Source organism: Flavobacterium sp. 270 (assembly GCF_004368785.1).
Classification (GTDB): domain Bacteria; phylum Bacteroidota; class Bacteroidia; order Flavobacteriales; family Flavobacteriaceae; genus Flavobacterium.
This window is the reverse complement of sequence record NZ_SODM01000005.1, coordinates 381,026-399,430: the sequence shown is the minus strand read 5'-3', so window position 1 is coordinate 399,430 and position 18,405 is coordinate 381,026. Positions and strand designations below refer to the sequence as shown.

General features: G+C 33.1%; 20 protein-coding genes and 1 riboswitch. Of the genes, 15 read left to right on the top strand and 5 right to left on the bottom strand.

All coding sequences use genetic code 11. The annotated features are described in order from the left end of the window. Positions 1-3 precede the first annotated feature (3 nt). The 4 genes from EV144_RS19135 (at position 4) to EV144_RS19120 (ending at position 3,857) form a co-directional block, all read left to right on the top strand. The gene (locus tag EV144_RS19135) at positions 4-399 is read left to right on the top strand and encodes a hypothetical protein (protein WP_134150752.1); all 396 of its coding nucleotides are present in this window, start codon (positions 4-6) and stop codon (positions 397-399) included. A 39-nt stretch (positions 400-438) separates the two neighbouring features. Beyond that, a complete protein-coding gene (locus EV144_RS19130) occupies positions 439-1,002 on the top strand; it encodes an RNA polymerase sigma factor (RefSeq protein WP_317129087.1) in 564 nt (187 codons plus the stop codon). Then, positions 999-3,227, top strand: coding sequence for a hypothetical protein (locus EV144_RS19125; RefSeq protein ID WP_134150750.1), 2,229 nt, complete (start codon positions 999-1,001; stop codon positions 3,225-3,227). Before EV144_RS19130 ends, EV144_RS19125 begins: the two co-directional genes overlap by 4 nt. Positions 3,228-3,329: 102 nt before the next feature. Further along, the gene (locus tag EV144_RS19120) at positions 3,330-3,857 is read left to right on the top strand and encodes a MepB family protein (protein WP_134150749.1); all 528 of its coding nucleotides are present in this window, start codon (positions 3,330-3,332) and stop codon (positions 3,855-3,857) included. 61 nt (positions 3,858-3,918) lie between these two features. Here EV144_RS19120 and EV144_RS19115 read toward each other — a convergent pair whose 3' ends face one another. Both EV144_RS19115 and EV144_RS19110 read right to left on the bottom strand, forming a co-directional pair. Continuing rightward, positions 3,919-4,671 (bottom strand): SDR family NAD(P)-dependent oxidoreductase, encoded by a 753-nt coding sequence (locus tag EV144_RS19115; protein ID WP_134150748.1) that lies wholly within the window; start codon positions 4,669-4,671, stop codon positions 3,919-3,921. Between the two features lie 160 nt (positions 4,672-4,831). Continuing rightward, positions 4,832-5,206 carry a hypothetical protein gene (locus EV144_RS19110; protein ID WP_134150747.1) on the bottom strand — a complete coding sequence of 125 codons (375 nt, stop codon included), beginning with the start codon at positions 5,204-5,206 and terminating at the stop codon, positions 4,832-4,834. Positions 5,207-5,348: 142 nt separating this feature from the next. On the opposite strand from EV144_RS19110, the gene EV144_RS19105 reads away from it, so the two are divergent. The 3 genes from EV144_RS19105 to EV144_RS19095 all read left to right on the top strand — a co-directional run bounded on the left by EV144_RS19105 (position 5,349) and on the right by EV144_RS19095 (position 7,051). Continuing rightward, complete coding sequence (locus tag EV144_RS19105; RefSeq protein WP_134150746.1) at positions 5,349-5,828, top strand: copper resistance protein NlpE; 480 nt, start codon at positions 5,349-5,351, stop codon at positions 5,826-5,828. A 51-nt stretch (positions 5,829-5,879) separates the two neighbouring features. Next, positions 5,880-6,452, top strand: a complete 573-nt coding sequence (locus EV144_RS19100; RefSeq protein ID WP_134150745.1) for a pseudouridine synthase — start codon at positions 5,880-5,882, stop codon at positions 6,450-6,452. 143 nt (positions 6,453-6,595) lie between these two features. Beyond that, positions 6,596-7,051, top strand: a complete 456-nt coding sequence (locus tag EV144_RS19095; RefSeq protein WP_134150744.1) for a tRNA (cytidine(34)-2'-O)-methyltransferase — start codon at positions 6,596-6,598, stop codon at positions 7,049-7,051. 103 nt (positions 7,052-7,154) lie between these two features. Here the strand turns inward: EV144_RS19095 and EV144_RS19090 are convergent, their stop codons facing one another. The 3 genes from EV144_RS19090 to EV144_RS19080 form a co-directional block, all read right to left on the bottom strand. Beyond that, positions 7,155-7,928 carry an ABC transporter ATP-binding protein gene (locus EV144_RS19090; RefSeq protein ID WP_134150743.1) on the bottom strand — a complete coding sequence of 258 codons (774 nt, stop codon included), beginning with the start codon at positions 7,926-7,928 and terminating at the stop codon, positions 7,155-7,157. 146 nt (positions 7,929-8,074) lie between these two features. Continuing rightward, positions 8,075-9,103, bottom strand: a complete 1,029-nt coding sequence (locus EV144_RS19085; protein WP_134150742.1) for an iron ABC transporter permease — start codon at positions 9,101-9,103, stop codon at positions 8,075-8,077. Position 9,104: 1 nt separating this feature from the next. Continuing rightward, positions 9,105-10,247, bottom strand: coding sequence for an ABC transporter substrate-binding protein (locus tag EV144_RS19080; protein WP_134150741.1), 1,143 nt, complete (start codon positions 10,245-10,247; stop codon positions 9,105-9,107). A gap of 169 nt (positions 10,248-10,416) precedes the next feature. Here EV144_RS19080 and EV144_RS19075 point away from each other — a divergent pair, with 169 nt between their 5' ends. From EV144_RS19075 to EV144_RS19040, 8 genes are all read left to right on the top strand, one after another. After that, complete coding sequence (locus EV144_RS19075; RefSeq protein ID WP_134150740.1) at positions 10,417-10,779, top strand: DUF5522 domain-containing protein; 363 nt, start codon at positions 10,417-10,419, stop codon at positions 10,777-10,779. A 107-nt stretch (positions 10,780-10,886) separates the two neighbouring features. Continuing rightward, positions 10,887-11,396: a bifunctional adenosylcobinamide kinase/adenosylcobinamide-phosphate guanylyltransferase gene (cobU, locus tag EV144_RS19070; RefSeq protein WP_134150739.1), complete on the top strand. Its 510-nt coding sequence runs from the start codon at positions 10,887-10,889 to the stop codon at positions 11,394-11,396. 113 nt (positions 11,397-11,509) lie between these two features. Then, positions 11,510-13,189, top strand: a complete 1,680-nt coding sequence (cobT, locus tag EV144_RS19065) for a nicotinate-nucleotide--dimethylbenzimidazole phosphoribosyltransferase (protein WP_134150738.1) — start codon at positions 11,510-11,512, stop codon at positions 13,187-13,189. A 20-nt stretch (positions 13,190-13,209) separates the two neighbouring features. Then, complete coding sequence (gene tnpA / locus EV144_RS19060) at positions 13,210-13,650, top strand: IS200/IS605 family transposase (RefSeq protein ID WP_134150737.1); 441 nt, start codon at positions 13,210-13,212, stop codon at positions 13,648-13,650. Positions 13,651-13,885: 235 nt separating this feature from the next. Further along, entirely contained in the window at positions 13,886-14,677 is a 792-nt protein-coding gene (locus EV144_RS19055) for an adenosylcobinamide-GDP ribazoletransferase (RefSeq protein WP_134150736.1), read from the top strand. After that, positions 14,662-15,198 (top strand): alpha-ribazole phosphatase, encoded by a 537-nt coding sequence (gene cobC / locus EV144_RS19050; RefSeq protein ID WP_134150735.1) that lies wholly within the window; start codon positions 14,662-14,664, stop codon positions 15,196-15,198. The genes EV144_RS19055 and cobC overlap by 16 nt, the downstream gene beginning before the upstream one ends. Positions 15,199-15,265: 67 nt before the next feature. Next, positions 15,266-15,471, top strand: a riboswitch (cobalamin riboswitch). Positions 15,472-15,497: 26 nt separating this feature from the next. Beyond that, entirely contained in the window at positions 15,498-17,351 is a 1,854-nt protein-coding gene (locus EV144_RS19045) for a TonB-dependent receptor plug domain-containing protein (protein ID WP_134150734.1), read from the top strand. Positions 17,352-17,355: 4 nt separating this feature from the next. Beyond that, the gene (locus EV144_RS19040) at positions 17,356-18,381 is read left to right on the top strand and encodes a YncE family protein (RefSeq protein WP_134150733.1); all 1,026 of its coding nucleotides are present in this window, start codon (positions 17,356-17,358) and stop codon (positions 18,379-18,381) included. Positions 18,382-18,405 lie beyond the last annotated feature (24 nt).

Here is an 18,405-nt window from a genome sequence, read left to right as displayed (position 1 = left end):
AATATGAAAAAGTACTTATTGATTTTTGCAATTTGCCTGTTTTCATCGGCATACTCACTAGAAGCTACTCATGTAGATTCGGGATCGATTGTGAATACCTGGACTTGGGAAAAATCTTTGGGAGGAAGTGACAATCCTTATACCTCAACTCCAAAAACTATAGGGTTTTCTAAAAAAATAATTTTTACTTCAAACGGAAAAGTTATTACGTATAAAAATGATGTAGAAATTAGAAACAGTACTTATGTAGTAGAAAAAGGAACGGGTTATTTTGATCATGCAGAACATGACTTAGTTACTTTTGAAGGTAAAACTTATGTTATAGAAAAGCTTGACAATCAAAACCTAACACTTGTAAGCAACAATTCAGACGGAGCGCGTACTATTTACAAAAGATAGTTTTGTAAGCTTATATAAACTATTTTTGCAAAAATAAATTTGACCATTTTCTTGAAAGACGATTTAGAAAAATATATCAAACTGTGCATTAAAAATGACAGAGAGGGACAACTGAAAATTTATCAGTTGTTCTCTCCTGTTTTATATGGTATCTGTTTGAAATATATGAAAAATGAAGATGATGCCAAAGATGTATTTCAGGAAGCATTTGTTATTGTTTTTCAGAAAATAGGCCAATACAAATTTGAAGGAAGTTTTGAAGGATGGCTAAAGCGGATTTTTATTAATAAGCTCATCGAAACTTTAAACAAGAAGAAAAAAGAGAGTTTCTTTCTGGATGTTTTTGATCCCGATACCGATTTTGTCGAGGAAGAAGAATTAGACATCGTTCCCATAGAACAAGAAAAGTTACTAGAATACATTCGGGATTTACCCGATCAATACCGGACGGTTTTTAACTTGTATGTTTTTGAAAAAATGAAACACAAAGAAATCGCCGAATTATTGAAAATTTCAGAAGGAACATCAAAATCAAATTTAAACAGAGCCAAGCACATCTTGCAAAAAAAGATTTTGAGTATAAAAAATTTTAAAATAGCATGAAAAAGCAAAATATAGAAGATATTTTTTCATCAATGGAAGACTTTTCGAGTGTTCCGCCACCAGAACTATGGGGGCTTATTGAAGAAAAACTAGATAAACCTAAAAAGAAAAAAAGAGCCATTCTTTGGTGGTCTGCTGCTGCATGCTTATTGTTAGGCTTAGGGCTTACCTCTATTTTACATTTTAACTCAACTTCTGGAATCAACAATCTAAACAACGGCTCTCTCGATAATAATAAAGTAGTTTTTGAAAACAAAAAACAAGACACGAATAAAAATACAACTGTTTCACCTGAAAATACTATTGTTGAAAAATCTAATGCAGACAAAACTAATTCGCCAGTAAAAAATGAATTAGATCCTGCTCAAAAAAATCAAAACAAAGCAGTACAAACTGCAAATGCAACATTAAAAAATAAAAACAACAACAATAATTTAGATTTAAAATCTGATGTTCAGAGCGCAAATACAAATCAGGCGGTTGCAGAACAGCCATTGACTCCTGCGAAAGCAAACAATTTGAATGCTGTTTCAAAAAATCAGGTTTTAAATAATAAACAGAAAACCGCAAATCAAGCTGTAGTAGAGCAATCTTATGTTCCTGCTAAAGAAAATACGTTTAACAATGCTTCTAAGAATCAGACTTTAAACAATAAAGAGAAAACCGCAAATCAAGCTGTGGCTCAAAAGTCTGATGTTCCTGCTAAAGAAAACACGTTTAATAATGCTTCTAAAAATCAGATTTTAAACAATAAAGAGAAAACAACAAATCAAGCTGTGGCTCAAAAGTCTGATGTTCCTGCTAAAGAAAACACATTTAATAATGCTTCTAAAAATCAGATTTTAAACAATAAAGAGAAAACAACAAATCAAGCTGTGGCTCAAAAGTCTGATGTTCCTGCTAAACAAAATACGTTTAATAATGCTTCTAAAAATCAGATTTTAAACAATAAAGAGAAAACTGCAAATCAAGCTGTGGCTCAACAATCTTATATTCCTGCTAAAGAAAATACGTTTAATAATACTTCTAAAAATCAGATTTTAAACAATAAAGAGAAAACCGCAAATCAAGCTGTGGCTCAACAATCTTATGTTCCTGCCAAAGACAATGTGTTTAACAATGCTTCGAAAAATCAAATTGTAAGCAATAAAAAAAGAACAGCTAATCAAGGTATTGCGGAGCAAAAAGTTGTTTTTGGAAAAGAAAGCAAATTCAATTCTGTTCCAAAAAATCAAGTTTCAAATTCGATTTTTGAGGATAAATTAGTTGCTAAGAAAAGTAATAATATTGCTTTTAATCCAATTTCAAACGGAAATCAAAATACGGTTAACGAAAGTATCGCAAGACAGAAAAATCAAAATGCAGGTACTGAGAAAGCAGTTGCGAGTACTCAAAAAGAGAATTCAAAATTTATTGATGTTTTAAGCAAACAAGATTCTGTACAATTGGCAGAACTTCAGAATTTAGAAAAAGGAATTGTTACCCCAGAAGCGAAAAAAGAAAACAATAAGGAAACAAAATCTAAATTAAAAGGAGAAAAATGGGCAGTTTCTGTTTTTGCCGGTGTTGCTGCTTCTGAAAACTATAAAAATGAAAAAACTTTAGGCAACGCCAACGATTCTAAACAATCGAGTACTTATGGGGTAAAAACAAAATATAAAATCAACAACAAATGGGCTGTTGGTTCTGGTTTTAAAATCAACGAACTGGCGCAAAGTGTTGCCAACGTATCATATATGAGCGCAAAAAATAACGCCTTTTTTACTTCTGGAGATTATTATTTGGTACAAAATTCTGCTGCACCTCAAATTGCTAATAACAGCGATTATGTTCTTGTTCCTAATAACACCAAAGAAGTCGTAAAAAGTGACAATATACAAAGCGGTAATTTAGACCAAAGTTTACGATATATAGAAATGCCTTTGGAGGTTTCGTATTCAATATTTAATAAAAATAAAACAAGTATAAATTTGAATACGGGAGGTTTTGTAGGTAAATTAATTTCAAACCAAGTAGCTTTAGACGGCAATTCTATAGGTCAAAATGTGAATGCAAATAATTTTGTTTACGGCTCAACCTTAAGTAGTACCCTACAATACAGGGTTTACAAAAAAACAAATATTTTTGCAGAACCGGCGATAAATTACTACATTAACCCACTGAATAATCAATCATTTAATCAGTTCCAATGGGGATTGAATTTTGGATTGAATTTTACATTTTAAATAAGTATTAACCTTTAAACCCACATAAACCCCAAAAATAAACGTAACCCCCTAAAACCTACATAAATTTTGAAAACAAGTCTAAAAGACAATCTTCTCAAAATGATAATCAAAAACCACTGGTCGCACCAGAAGTCTTTCCCAAAGGGACTTATGTTTGCCAAAGAGGTTGTTTATGATTGTTATGATTTTGATTGTACGCAGCCTAAGGAAGAAGCAGAAAGTGCTGATTACAGCGCCTATCGTTTTTATCTTAATGAAAAACACATTTGTTACAGAGAAGCCAAAATTACCCCAACAAAAACTGGTCAGTTTGTAACTTTATGGAAACGCAATATCTTCGGTATTATTGAGCCTTTTGATGATTCAGATGATATTGACTTTGTCGTAATTGGCGTTACAAACGACTTTCAATACGGACAATTTATTTTTCCAAAATCTTGTTTATTAGAAAATGGTATCTTCTCTACAAAAAATAAAGAAGGTAAAAGAGCTATTCGTGTTTATCCGCCTTGGGATGAAACCACAAATGCACAAGCTCAAAAAACGCAGCAATGGCAGCTGGACTATTATTTTGAAATAGCTCCTGATGTAAATTTTGACAGATTTGAAGAATTATTTCTTCTATAATGGAATAAAAAAAATGGCTGCCAATAATCAAGACAGCCATTTTTGTTTGTATTAATTGGTATTAAACAGCAGTATAACCTCCATCTGCAATGATATAACTTCCGGTCGTAAAAGATGATTTTTCAGAACTTAGAAAAACTACCAATTCGGCAATTTCTTCTGCAGTTCCTAAACGGTTCATTGGTGCTTTTGCAGCAACTGCATCCATAGCATCTGTATTTAAATTATCTTTTAGCAAAGCCGTTTCAATATATCCTGGGCCAACAGCATTACAACGAATATTTTTTTGCGCATATTCTGCAGCAATATTTTTAGTCAATCCCACAACTCCATGTTTAGAAGCCGTGTATGCCGGACTATTGGGTGCAGCAACCTGTCCGTGAATCGAAGCAATATTTACAATACTTCCTCCTCCGTTTTTTTCCATTTGTTCCAGTTGATAACGGCAGGCGTAAAAAACACCGCTTAAATTTAAAGCAATTACGCGATCCCAAGCTTCTGGCTCGTACTCACCCGTCGGTTTTGCGGGCCCGCCCATACCAGCATTATTACAGGAAATATCAAGTCGTCCGTATTTAGAAACCGTTACCTCAACCATACGTTTATTATCCATTGCACTCGACGAATCTCCTTTTACAAAAAAAGCTTCTCCGCCTTTATCTTTAATCTTCTTTACAGTTTCTTCGCCATGTTCTACATTAATGTCTGAAAGTACTACTTTTGCTCCTTCTCGGGCATAAGCTTCTGCAACCGCGCGTCCAATTCCAGAACCGCCGCCAGATACAAAAGCCACTTTGTTTTCTAAAAGTGCCATATTCTTGTATTTTAAATTTGTACCTACAATTTACGAAGAACCCAAAAGACAAACCAGTTTCAAACGAAGTTTACAATAACATTAACGCGTTATGCTAATCAAATGTTATTTGGCTAAAATCTCATCTTAATAAACGGGAAATTTTGTATTATAATTAAAATCATTCTTCATCATCCAATTTCATATTACCGCGATCTTTATGATTATCCGGGTGAGAATTTGGATAACGATTTGCTGTAATATCAGAATTTCTGTCTTTATTCTCAACTGTTTTTTCCGCTTCTTCTTCTGTCGAAACACCTCGATTTGCGTTTGGATTTTGACTTTGGTTTTCTGTCACATTTTTTTCGATGTCCTCATTTTCGTTTCGTGCTCTTTTAACTGTTTCTTTATTTCCTTCAGTATCTGTTACAGTTTCGGTAGTTAATTTTGTTTCATGTAATTCTGAATCGTGAGAAACGTTTTTACCTTTAGACTCGTCTATATTTTTTTGTACTCCGTTTATCTTCTTTGTACCTAAATTATTATTTTCCATGATATTAGATTTTAATTAGTATTACCTAATTTACAAATTTTGAAAACAGAAAATAAGTTATTTAACATTGCTTTTGGTTTGTAAGATAATTTTTTGCGCATTAATTTCGTTTTAATTGAATCCAATAAATTCTAAATACATCATGAAAAAGACAATCTATTTTGCAGCAATTATGTGTTTACTATTATCCTGTAATTCTAAAAAAACAGATAATAATACATTGCCAGAAAATGAAAAACCTGTTTCTAAAACAAACAACGATTTTAGAAAAACAACAATCTACGAAGGTCTGTTGCCATGTGCTGATTGCACCGGCATTAATACAACTCTAAAAATCAATACCGATTATGGTGTAATGCAAAACAATAAATTTGAATTAATAAGTACTTATCAAGGAAAAGAACCCGGAAATACGTTTACCCAGAAAGGTAATTTTAATACCGAAAGAGGTTTAGAAAATGATCCTGACGGCACTATTTATGTCTTAAACTGGGATCAGCCATTAGAAAAACAAATTTACTACGGATATTACAGCGCTAATCCAGAAAAAATTTATCTGCTGGACAAAGACCGAAAAATTATTAAATCTAAATTGAATTATTTTTTACTGCTTAAAAAGTAATTCTTCTTTTACCGCTTGACAAACAAAGTTATCTTTGCGTCAAAAAACAAAATGCATCAACACTTCATTCTTTTTAAACCTTACGGCTATTTGAGCCAATTTATTTATGAATTAAAGAGAAAGAAAAAACTTTTGGGCGAATTGTATAATTTCCCCGAAGGCACTATGGCTATTGGTCGCCTCGATGAAGATTCTGAAGGCTTGCTTTTATTGACGACTGATGGAAAAGTAAGCGAACAAATAAGAAGCAAAAAGGTTGATAAAGAATATTATGTACAAGTTGACGGTGTAATTACGCCTGAAGCTATTGAACAATTGCAAAAAGGTGTTGAAATTGGTTTTGACGGCGGAAAATACAAAACTAAACCCTGCTCTGCTTTTATCGTTACCGAAATCCCTGATTTTGGACCAAGAGCCAAAAAAATTAGGGACGAACGTCACGGCCCGACTTCGTGGGCATCAATTACTGTAAATGAAGGCAAATTTCGCCAGGTTCGAAAAATGACCGCTGCAGTTGGTTTTCCAACCTTACGATTAGTCCGTGTTCGGATAGGAAATGTATATTTGCAAAACTTAAAAGCCGGAGAAGTTGTTGAGGTTTCCGATTTTAAATTAGATCATTAGACAATTAGAATAAATTAGATAATTAGATAATTTTCCAATAACTCCTAACTTATAACTCTTAACTTATAACTCTTAACTTATAACTCTTAACTTATAACTCCTAACTTATAACTTTTAACTCCTAACTTATAACTCCCAAAAAAATGCTGAATGTTGTTCTTGTAGAACCAGAAATCCCAAACAATACCGGAAATATCGGAAGATTATGTGTTGGCACCGAAAGTCGGTTACATTTAATTCATCCTTTTGGATTTGTAATTAATGATAAAAACCTAAAACGTTCCGGTCTTGATTATTGGGTTCATCTTGATGTTACCGAATATGCGACTATTGAGGAATGGATTAAACAAATTCCAGATCAGTCACGCGTATTTTTGATGAGTTCGCATGCAGAAAAATCATATTTAGAAACCGATTTTCAGGACGGAGACTGGTTAGTCTTCGGAAAAGAAAGTGTTGGTTTGAGTAAAGAAGTTTTAGCTTGTTTTGAGAATCATTTAACGATTCCGATGTCGAAATTAATTCGAAGCTTTAATATCGCGAATTCTGTTGCTTTTGTTGTTGGGGAAGCTAAGAGACAGATTGGTTTAAAAGTTTAAGTTTCCTGCAAGGTTTTCAAAACCTTGTTGGTCTAAATTTAAGCCATACGGATAATCATACCTACAAGGTTTTGGAAACCTTGCAGGACGGCTCAAAAGTTATTTAAGTAATCACAAACTTTCCCTTTTCTGTATCAAAAATAATATGCTCATCTTTGAACAAAGCGCCAAAACTTCCATTTAAAATTAAATTACAAGGCTCATTTTGTACTATACTTTCGGGCGTCATAATAATCATTTCGTCACTCAATTGTATTGCCAAATCAATATCGTGAGTCGAAAACAAAATACATTTTTGAGTTTCCTGCGTTAATTTTTTCAATAATTTGAAAAGAGAAACTTTGTGCAGTAAATCCAGATGCGTTGTAGGTTCGTCTAGAATTATAAGCGGTGTATCCTGCGCCAAAGCTCTGGCAATTAAAACTTTTTGCAATTGTCCGTCGCTAATTTCGAAATGCTTTTTGCGTGCCAGATGAATAATTTGAGTTAATTCTAAAGCTTCATTTACTTTCGTTATATCTTCCGGAGTTAAAGTTCCGATCCAATTCGTGTACGGCTGACGTCCTAACGCCACTAATTCGAAAACTGACAAATTACTCGGCGGTAATTTTTCGGTTAAAACAACGCTTAAATTTTGTGCTAAATCTAAAGGTTTAAAAGTTGTTATATCTCTATCACTCAAAAATACATTTCCCGATAAAGGTTTCTGGATTCCTGTAATCGTGCGCAGCAAAGTCGATTTCCCGATTCCGTTTGCGCCTATTAATGAAATGAGTTTTCCTGAAGCTAAATTCAAATTTAGATTTTCGGCAATAGTCACAGTTCCTTTCTTGGATTTATAGCCAACATTTAAGTTTGAAGTTGAGAGGATATTCATTTTTTTTAGGTGCTAAGTTACTAAGAGACTAAGGTTCTGAGTTTTTTACTGGCATTTTTTTCTTTTTGCACAAATTAAATGGATTAAAATGATTTAAAAAAATCCGTGAAAACCTATATAATTCGTATAATCTGTGGCCAAATAATTTACGTAAAATTTCTTTTTCTAACTAAAAGCCAAATCACAACCGGAGCTCCAATAATAGACGTAATGGCGTTTATAGGAAGTGTAACTTCAAATCCTGGCATTTCTGAAACAATATCGCAGAACAACATAATCGTTGCTCCAAAAAATAAAGTGCTCCAAAATAGAACCGTATGATTACTGGTTTGAAAAGTAAGTTTCGCAATATGAGGCACCGCCAAACCAATAAAAGCAATCGGACCTGCAAAAGCTGTAATACTTCCTGCCAAAATACTGGTTGCAAATATGATTATCAATCTGGCTTTCTTAAAATTTAATCCGACGCTTTTTGCATAATTTTCACCCAACAGCAAAGCGTTTAAAGGTTTAATACTGCTTGCGCTTAAAAGCAGACCAATACTCACACAAATAGTAAAAATTCCAATTGTAGACCAGGAAAGATTTCCTAAACTTCCCATAGACCAAAATGTAAATTTCTGTAATTGTTCTGCCGTACTAAAATACGTCAGCACGCTGACAATAGCCGTGGTGAAACTTCCGAACATTAATCCAACAATTAAAATCGCCATTGTATCGCGTAATTTCTGCGAAACCAATAAAACCAATAATAAAACCAATGAACTTCCTAAAGTTGAAGCGAGAACAATTCCGTAAGACGATAAAGCAATCGCACTTAAAAAAGAAGGTAGAAATCCTGCACCCAAAATTACAAAAGCAACGCCCAAACTGGCACCAGAACTTAATCCTAAAACATAAGGCCCCGCAAGCGGATTTCTAAATAACGTCTGCATTAACAAACCGCTTATAGATAATCCCGTTCCCACCAAAACAGCTGTAATTGCTTTTGGTAATCTATAATTAATGATGATATATTCCCAAGCCGATTTACTTGCATGACCGCCAGTCAAACTCGCATACACTTCTTTTAGCGGAATCGTAACAGAACCTAAACTCAGGCTCGCAAGAAACATAAATACTAAGCCTAAACCTAGTATCAAAAATAAAATAGTATTTCGTTTTTTATCTGCCAATTTAATTCAATTTAGACGCAAAAGTAAACTCGTAACTTGGCAGTAAATCCGGATGAAAAATTTTGATATAATCTTTTAAAACCAAATCAGGGCGGCTTGGAGATAATTCATAAAAAACAGTTCCGCCGGTTGCACCCAATTTACTTTCAAACGTATAAACATTTTTATTTTTAAAAGCATCAAATTCTGTATAATGCGGATTGTTTTTGCCAAGTTCCTCTAAGCTCTTAACAGAACCCGTTGCAATCCAAACGTTGGCTGCTTTAGCTTTAACCAATACTTTTTCAAAAGACAAACCTTCGCTTCCTGTCCCTTTTAAATTTGCCCATAAATAATCGGCCTGTGCATCTTTCATAAATTGCGCAACCCAGCTGTTTCCTTTGGCTACATACCAAACATCTTCATACATTGAACCGTATAAAACTGTTGAAGTTGCTTTTTGTTCCGATACTAATTTCTGTGCCTGAGTATAACTCAAAACAATTTTATCAAACAATTCTTTAGCCTTGTCTTCTTTACCAAACAAAGCACCGTAAAGTTTAATCCATTCTGCTTTTCCAAGTGGAGACTGCTCCATCCAATCGCCCTGAATAAAAACATTCAAACCGCTTTTCTTTAAATTATCCAACATCGGATTGTTATTATCCACTCCAAAAGTTACAATTAAATCCGGTGATAATTCAATTAACTGCTCGATGTTTAATTTTTCATTTTGTCCAATGTTTTTCACAGAACCTTTGTCAATTAAAGCTCTTGTTTTTTCAGAAGAAACATAATCGGTATGCGGAAAACCAACTAGTTTATTCTCTACTTCCAGCATTTCTAAAAACGGAATATTAGTTGTAGAAGTTACCACAACAGTTTCTAAAGGAACTTTAATGGTAGTATATTTTTGCAAACTGTCCGGAACTTTAGCTTCATTTTCTTTTAGCACATAAGTAAAATCCTTATTTGCATTAGGCCAAGGGTTTATAACTTTTACGACCGAATATCCTTCGTATTTTACGATTGAAAGCCCAGAAGCATATTCGATACTGTTTTTTGGGTTATCAGATTTTGTAACATCTTGTGTTTCATTCTTCTTACATCCTATTAGGAGAAAAAAAGAAAAAAGAAAGATCAATTTTGGGAATAATTGTTTCATATAGTAGATTATGTTGTTTCTGTTATTTAAGAATATGCGGTATTATTTTTGATTCTTTGAATTTTTACTATGTAATTATTTTTTTGAATAATGACAAAGGTAAACCAATTTCTAATTTTTTTGTTTAATTTTATTCTTACAAAAATCAACAAACAATATCATTTAAAAAATGAATACCACAAAAACCAAAATCTGCTCTGGCTGTGAATCGGCTTTTAGCTGCGGAGATATTTCTGTTGAAAATAAATGCTGGTGCAATGACTTCCCTCCTATATTTAATCTTTCTGAAGGCGGTGACTGCCTTTGCCCTATTTGCTTTAAAGAAGCCTGCGTGGATAAAATCGACGCTTATGTAGAAACGATGACTCCTATAAAAGCACTTCAGAATAAAGCCATATCTTTACCCAAAACTCCAAAATTAATTGAAGATATCGATTATTATCTTGATGACGGCAATTGTGTCTTTACAACCTGGTTTCATTTAAAACGAGGTAACTGTTGTGAAAATGACTGCAGACATTGTCCTTATTAGACATTATGAGTTATTAATTATGAGTTATAAACTTTACGGTAACTAATAATAATTCTTAACTTATAATCCATAACTTATAACTCATATAATTCATAATTCAAAAAAAAATGATTTACCTAATTACCGGAGGCGAACGATCTGGCAAAAGCAGTTACGCTCAAAATTTAGCATTACGTTTTTCTGATGCGCCAATCTATGTAGCTACAGCCAGAAAATGGGACGAAGATTTCCAGAATAGAATTGACAGACACCAAAGCGAACGTGACGAACGCTGGACCAATATTGAAAAAGAAAAACATCTAAGTGAAATTGATTTTACCGAAAAAGTAGCTTTGATTGATTGTGTTACGCTTTGGCTGACCAACTTTTTTATTGATACTAAGAATGATGTAGAATTGTCTTTGGAAGGAGCAAAAGCTGAATTCGAAAAAATAGCAAATCATCCAGACGCGACTTTAATAATTGTTACCAATGAAATTGGAATGGGCGTTCATGCCGAAACTCATATCGGCAGAAAATTCACCGAACTGCAAGGCTGGATGAATCAGTATTTGGCATCAAAAGCCGATGAAGTTATATTAATGGTATCCGGAATTCCGGTTAAAATAAAGGGATAGAAAAATTCAATGTCAATTTTTTTAAATTCCAAATTCCAAGATTGTAACCGTTTTGGAATTTGGAATTTATTTTTTGGAATTTCATTTCGAATTAAATATTGTAATTTTATCAAATGAGTTATTTAGATGATATTTTAAAATCACGCCGTGATACCCGACATTTTACAACAGATGAAGTTCCAGAAGACGTAATTCAGAAAGCTTTGCAGGCAGGTCATTGGGCACCATCGGTTGGGCTTACAGATGCTACTAAATATTACATCATTAAATCGGCAGAAGTTAAAAGTGCTATCAAAAATCTTTTTTTAGAGTATAACGATAAAGCTGCATCGCTGACCGATAATCCAGAACAAAAACAACATTATAAATCGCTAAAACTTGAAGCGATTGAAGAAGCACCAATTGGACTTATTATTGCTTACGATCGTTCTGTTTTAAATCAATTTACGATCGGGACTGTTGGCAGTAACGAAGCGGTAAAATTTAGCTCGGTTTGTGCGGCGCAGAATATTTGGCTTTCGCTTACTGAACAAGGTTACGGAATGGGCTGGGTTTCGATTTTAAATTATTATCAGTTTAAAAAAATAATTGATCTGCCAGAAAATATCGAACCTCTTGGTTATTTCTGCATCGGAAAACCTGCTACTAATTATGATAATCAGCCGATGTTGCAACAGTTAAACTGGAAACAAAAATCGGAATCTCCGGATTGTAAAGAAATCAAAAATATTATTGAAAGTGAAGTTTCTAATCTTCAGTTTAATTCTCAATCTGAAAAAGAAAACAAAAGCGATTTCAAAAAACTTTTACAAGAAAAAATTGATTCTAAAACTAAACCAATTGGTTCTTTAGGCATTTTAGAATCTTTAGCTTTTCAGATGGGAAGTGTTTTTGAAACTTTAAATCCAAAAATAAAAAATCCGAATATTGTTGTCTTTGCAGCAGATCACGGAATTGCCAATCATGGCGTGAGTGCTTATCCGCAAGATGTTACACGACAAATGGTCAATAATTTTCTTGAAGGCGGCGCCGCTATAAATATTTTCTGCAAGCAAAATGATATTGCATTATCAATTGTAGATGCTGGTGTAAATTATGATTTCCCAACAAATGCGAAATTAATTAATACCAAAATCGCCAAAGCAACGCAGTCTTTTTTACACTTGCCGGCAATGAGCGAAACAGAACTTCGATTGTGTTTTGATAAAGGAAAATCGATTGTAGAAAATATTGTAAAAACAGATTGTAACTGCATTGGTTTTGGCGAAATGGGAATTGGAAATACTTCTACAGCTTCTGTATTAATGAGTCTTTTAACCGGTTTTCCTATTGAAGAATGTGTCGGAAAAGGAACTGGTGTTGAAGATGAAAAATTAATTCAGAAACAAAACATACTAAAAAAAGCTATCGAAAATTATTCCGGTCAAGCCGAATTGACACAGCAACTGGCCTATTTTGGAGGTTTTGAAATTATGCAGATGGCTGGCGCAATGTTATCGGCTTACGAGCAAAAAATGCTGATTTTGGTTGATGGTTTTATTTGCAGTACTGCTTTTCTAATTGCTTCAAAAATAAATCCTGATATTAAGCAAAATGCTGTTTTTTGTCATGTTTCGGCTGAACAAGCGCATCAAAAATTATTAAATTATCTGGATGCAAAACCAATTTTAAATTTAGATTTGCGCTTGGGCGAAGGAACGGGCTGTGCTATTGCATTGCCTATTTTGAAATCAGCCACAGCTTTTTTGAATGAAATGGCAAGTTTTGAAAGTGCTGGGGTTAGCAGGAAGTAAACATTTACATTTTATTATTTATGCCTTTAATTAAAGTTTATATTCATTTTGTTTGGAGTACTAAAAATAGATTTCCTTATTTAGACACTCCAGAATTAAGAGAAAAAGTCTGGAATCATATAAGTCAAAATGCCAAAGAAAAAGGAATTTATGTTGATTTTATAAATGGATACTCAGATCATTGTCATTGCTTAATTTCTTTGGGTGTCAATCAAAGTATTCAAAAAATCATGCAGTTACTCAAAGGAGAATCTTCATTTTGGATTAATAAAAACCAATTAACTAAGCAAAAATTTGAATGGCAAGATGAATATTTTGCTGTTTCTGTTTCGGAATCTGTTGTTGATAAGGTGAGAGATTATATTAAAAATCAAGAATCTCATCATAAGAAAAAAACATTTCAAGAAGAATATGATGAAATTATCAGCAAATTTGGTTTCAAAAAAATAATCTATAATTAGAATTTGGCTAAAGCCCTTCTATTGGTCAATTTTGTGACCTCCAGATAAATCTGGAGGCAATTCAACAAAAACATTATTAATTTACCTGAATAATTTCATAAATAAGTAACAAAGCATTCTATATAAATTTCAAAAAATATACAAATTCTAAAGTTTGAATTGCCAACATCTTTAGATGTTGGTCAAAAACAGCCAATCAAACTTGGCTTTAGCCGAATTAACACACAGTATTAAAATGAAAAAAGAACTACATATTTTCTTCACTGCCTTAATGTTCTACACCAGAATACCTTGCCCTAAAAACATCACCCATCATCCCGATTATTTAAATAAAGCCACACGTTATTTCCCTTTAATTGGCTGGATTGTAGGAACCATTTCTTTTATCGCTTTTTATATTTTTTCACTTTTTCTATCGACAGAAAGTGCTGTGATTTTAGCCATTATAGCTTCAATTCTCACAACCGGAGCTTTTCATGAAGACGGTTTCGCAGATGTCTGCGATGGTTTTGGCGGAGGCTGGACTAAAGAAAAAATCCTGCTTATTATGAAAGACAGTGCAATTGGAGCTTATGGAGCCATCGGCTTGGTTTTGCTTTTTTTATTGAAATTCAAATTACTATCAGAATCTATTTTGCTTTTCACCGATAACAATTCTTATTTAAAAATCTTTCTGCTATTTGTTTCTGCTCATGCTTTAAGTCGTTTGGCAGCGATTTCAATTATTTTCACGCACGAATATTCGCGAGACGATGCTACAAGCAAAAGTAAACCAATTGCAAAAAGCAATACATGGAAAGAAATTTCAGGTGCTTTTTTCTTCGGATTAATTCCTTTGCTGGCACTTTCTTATTTTGAATATCAGTTTCTTTTGGCTTTAATTCCTGTTTTTATAACCCGATATTTTTTGGCTCGATATTTTCAAAAATGGATTGATGGTTATACGGGAGATTGTCTTGGAGCAACACAACAGGTTTGTGAAGTCATATATTATTTAAGCATTCTTTTTATATGGAAATTTATCTAGTCCGCCATACCGAAACCGTCTGCGAAAAAGGCATTTGTTACGGACAGTCTGATCTTGCAATAGCCGAACCTTTTGATGAAATTTTTGAAAATATAGTAAAACAATTGCCTTCAGAAGCACTTATATTTTCAAGTCCGTTACAGCGATGTGTTATTTTGGCAAAATACATTCAAAGCAAAATCAAAACAGTTTCTTATCAGGAAGATCCTAGATTAATGGAAATGAATTTTGGTGATTGGGAAATGAAAAAGTGGAACGATATTCCGCGCGAAGAAATTGATCCCTGGATGGAAGATTTTGTATCTATTGGCGTGCCAAACGGAGAATCTTTTGTTGAACTGCACGAAAGAACGGGTCAATTTTTATCGGAACAAATTTCAAAAAAAACAGATCAGCCCATCATTATTGTATGTCATGCAGGAGTCGTAAGAAGTTTTTTATGCCACCAGACTTCATTGCCTTTAAAACATGCTTTTCAGAATAAAGTCGATTTTGGACAGGTTATTAAAATTGAATTATAAATCGCTTTTGTTTACAATTTTATCCAAAAACTAAAACAAATTTGATAATTAGATAATTTTAACTTTATCTTTGCACAAAATTTAAGGTTGTGTTATGATTTACGTAACACATTAAAAGGGAATCAAGTAAAATCTTGAGCTGTACCCGCAACTGTAAGCTAAGTTCTAAAACGAATGCTTGTTGTTATCTACAAACCACTGCTCGCCCCGGCGGGTGGGAAGGCAAACAACAAGACGCAAGCCAGGAGACCTGCCTTTGTAACTAATATCGAGCTCTCGGGAAAAAGAGTGAAGAAATTATGACTTTAAAAAAACGTTTTGCATTTTGTTTTCTATTGTTGTGCCAGATTATTTCGGCGCAGCAGGATTCTATTACAAGTCTTAAAGAAGTTGTGGTTTCTGATGCCAATCTTAAAAAATTCTCCAATTCGCAGTCGGTTTTAAAACTTAATGATTCTGTCATTAATAAAAACGAAGCTTTACTTACGGATTTATTAAATTTTAATTCTACGCTTTATTTTAAGGAATACGGACGCGGTATGCTTTCTACGGTTTCTTTTAGAGGAACTACTTCGTCTCAGACCGCTGTAATTTGGAATGGTATTAATATCAATTCTCAAATGAACGGAAGTACCGATTTTAATACTATTGCGGGCTCTGACTATAACTCTGTGAGCATAAAAGCCGGTGGCGGTGGTATAATTTACGGAAGCGGTGCTATTGGAGGAACTGTCCATTTAAATACAGATTTGAGCTTTTATAAGCGATTTGAAAATACTTTGCAATTAGATTACGGAAGCTTTAATACGATCGGAATTAATTATAAAACCAATATTTCAAACGAAAAATGGAGCGCTCAAATTGGGTTTTCTAAAAACAGTTCGACCAATGATTATAAGTATTTAAACCGATATACCTGGCGCGGTGAACAGCGTTGGAACCAAAACGGGCAATACGATATTATAACGATGAGTGCTAATCTGGGTTATAAATTTGATGCTAAAAACAGTTTAAAATTATACAGTCAGACTTCTAATACTGATAGAAACACTTCTTTACTTACAGAAACTGAAACTAAAAGTAAATATGTAAACGGTTTTAACAGAAACTTGCTGGAATATGACGGTGATTTCGGAAAATTTAAAACCAATTTTAAAACCGCATTTATAACAGAAAACTATCAATATTTTGAAGATAATGCACTAGATACTTTTTCTTATGGAAAAACGGAAAGCTTAACTACAAAACTTGATTTAGGCTACACGCTTTTTAAATCTACACAAATAGATGGTATTGTAGATTATAATAGAACGAAAGGTTACGGAACAAGTTTTGGAGACCACGTTCGCGAAATTAGTTCGGCATCTTTACTTGTAAAACAAGATTTTAATGTCAATTGGAAAAATGAATTTGGCGTTAGAAAAGAATTTACAGACAATTACGATTCTCCAGTTTTATTCTCTTTTGGATCTTCTTATCAGGTTAGCAAATTGTACAATTTTAAATTGAATTTGTCACGAAATTTCAGAATTCCAACTTATAATGATTTGTATTGGGATCAGGGCGGTAATCCGGATTTAAAACCAGAAAGTTCTTATCAGGCGGAAATTGGAAACGTTTTTACATTCAAAAACATCTCCCTTACGCAGACATTTTATTACATCAAAATAAAAGATTTGCTACAGTGGGTTCCGGGTCAGGGCGGTATCTGGTCACCTCTAAATACAGATAAAGTAAACAGTTACGGAACTGAAACTTTATTGAGCTGGAAGAAACAATTTGGTAAAAATTATTTGACTGTAAATGCTTCTTATGCTTATACGGCTTCAAAAAATGAAGAAACTAAAAAACAGCTTTTTTATGTTCCTTACAACAAAGTTACGGGAGCTGTTTCGTATTCTAGAAATAGAATTTCTGCTTATTATCAGTTTTTATATAATGGTTTTGTTTACACCAGAGCCGATAATAATCCAGACGAAATTATTAATGATTATATGATTTCTAATCTTGGAATCGATTATGATTTTAAATTTTTAGACTCTTTCAAACTTGGTTTTAAAGTTCTGAATCTTTTGAATAAAGATTACGAAAGTCTGGAAGACAGACCTATGCCGGGTCGCAACTTTAATATGTATTTAACCTTAAAATTTTAATATTATGAAATTAACCAAACTGCTTCTTGTAGCAATTAGTGTTTCTTTTTTCGTTTCTTGTTCTAATGATGATGATAATGACCCAAAAGGGGTTTATGACAATGGTTTTTTTGTTTTGAATGAAGGAAGCAAAGCTAAAGGAACAGTTTCTTTTTCAAGTGATGATTTATCAACATTTACAAAAGATGCTTACGGAACGGCTAATAACAACGATTTGCCTGGTGGATATTTACAAAATATCTTTTTTGATGGCGACAATGCTTATATTATTTCTGGTGGTTCAAATGTTATTGATGTAGTAAACAGATATACTTTTAAATTAATTGCAAAAGTAGAAACTGGACTTGTAAACCCAAGATACGGTGTTGTAAAAGACGGAAAGGCTTATGTAACTAATGCAAATACTTTTGAAAGCAGTACAGATGATTATGTTGCTATAATTGACTTAAAAACGAACGCTTTTGAATCTAAAATTGACTTAAATGCAACAGCTAACCGAATAGTTCAACAAAACGGAAAATTATACATTACAGAACCTTTTAGTAATAGCAAATTATTGATTGTTGATATTGCTACGAAAAAATTAGACACCCCAATAGATATCGGTCCAAGTGCAGATGGTATAGAAGAAGCAAATGGTATTTTATATATTTTAAGAGCTCCTGGCAATGATAGAAGCGAAATTATAAAACTTAGATTATCAGATAAATTAATCTCTAAAATTGCATTTCCTGCTGCATTAGACGGAGCTGGATTTTTAGACATTTACAATGATAAAGCTTATTATACAGTAGGAAATTCAGTTTATTCAGTTGCTACTTCAGCGACAGCTGCATCAACTACTCCAATTTTAACTTCTACACTTCCTGGTTATGTTTATGGGTTTGCCGTAAATAATAATCGTATTTATCTTGCTGATGGAGGTGATTTTGGTACAGACAGTAAAGTTTTTCTATACAACTTAAGCGGAACATTAGAAAAAGAATTAGCAGTTGGTTTAGGACCAAACGGCTTTTACTTTAACGATTAATTTTTAGAATTAGAATTAGTTTTT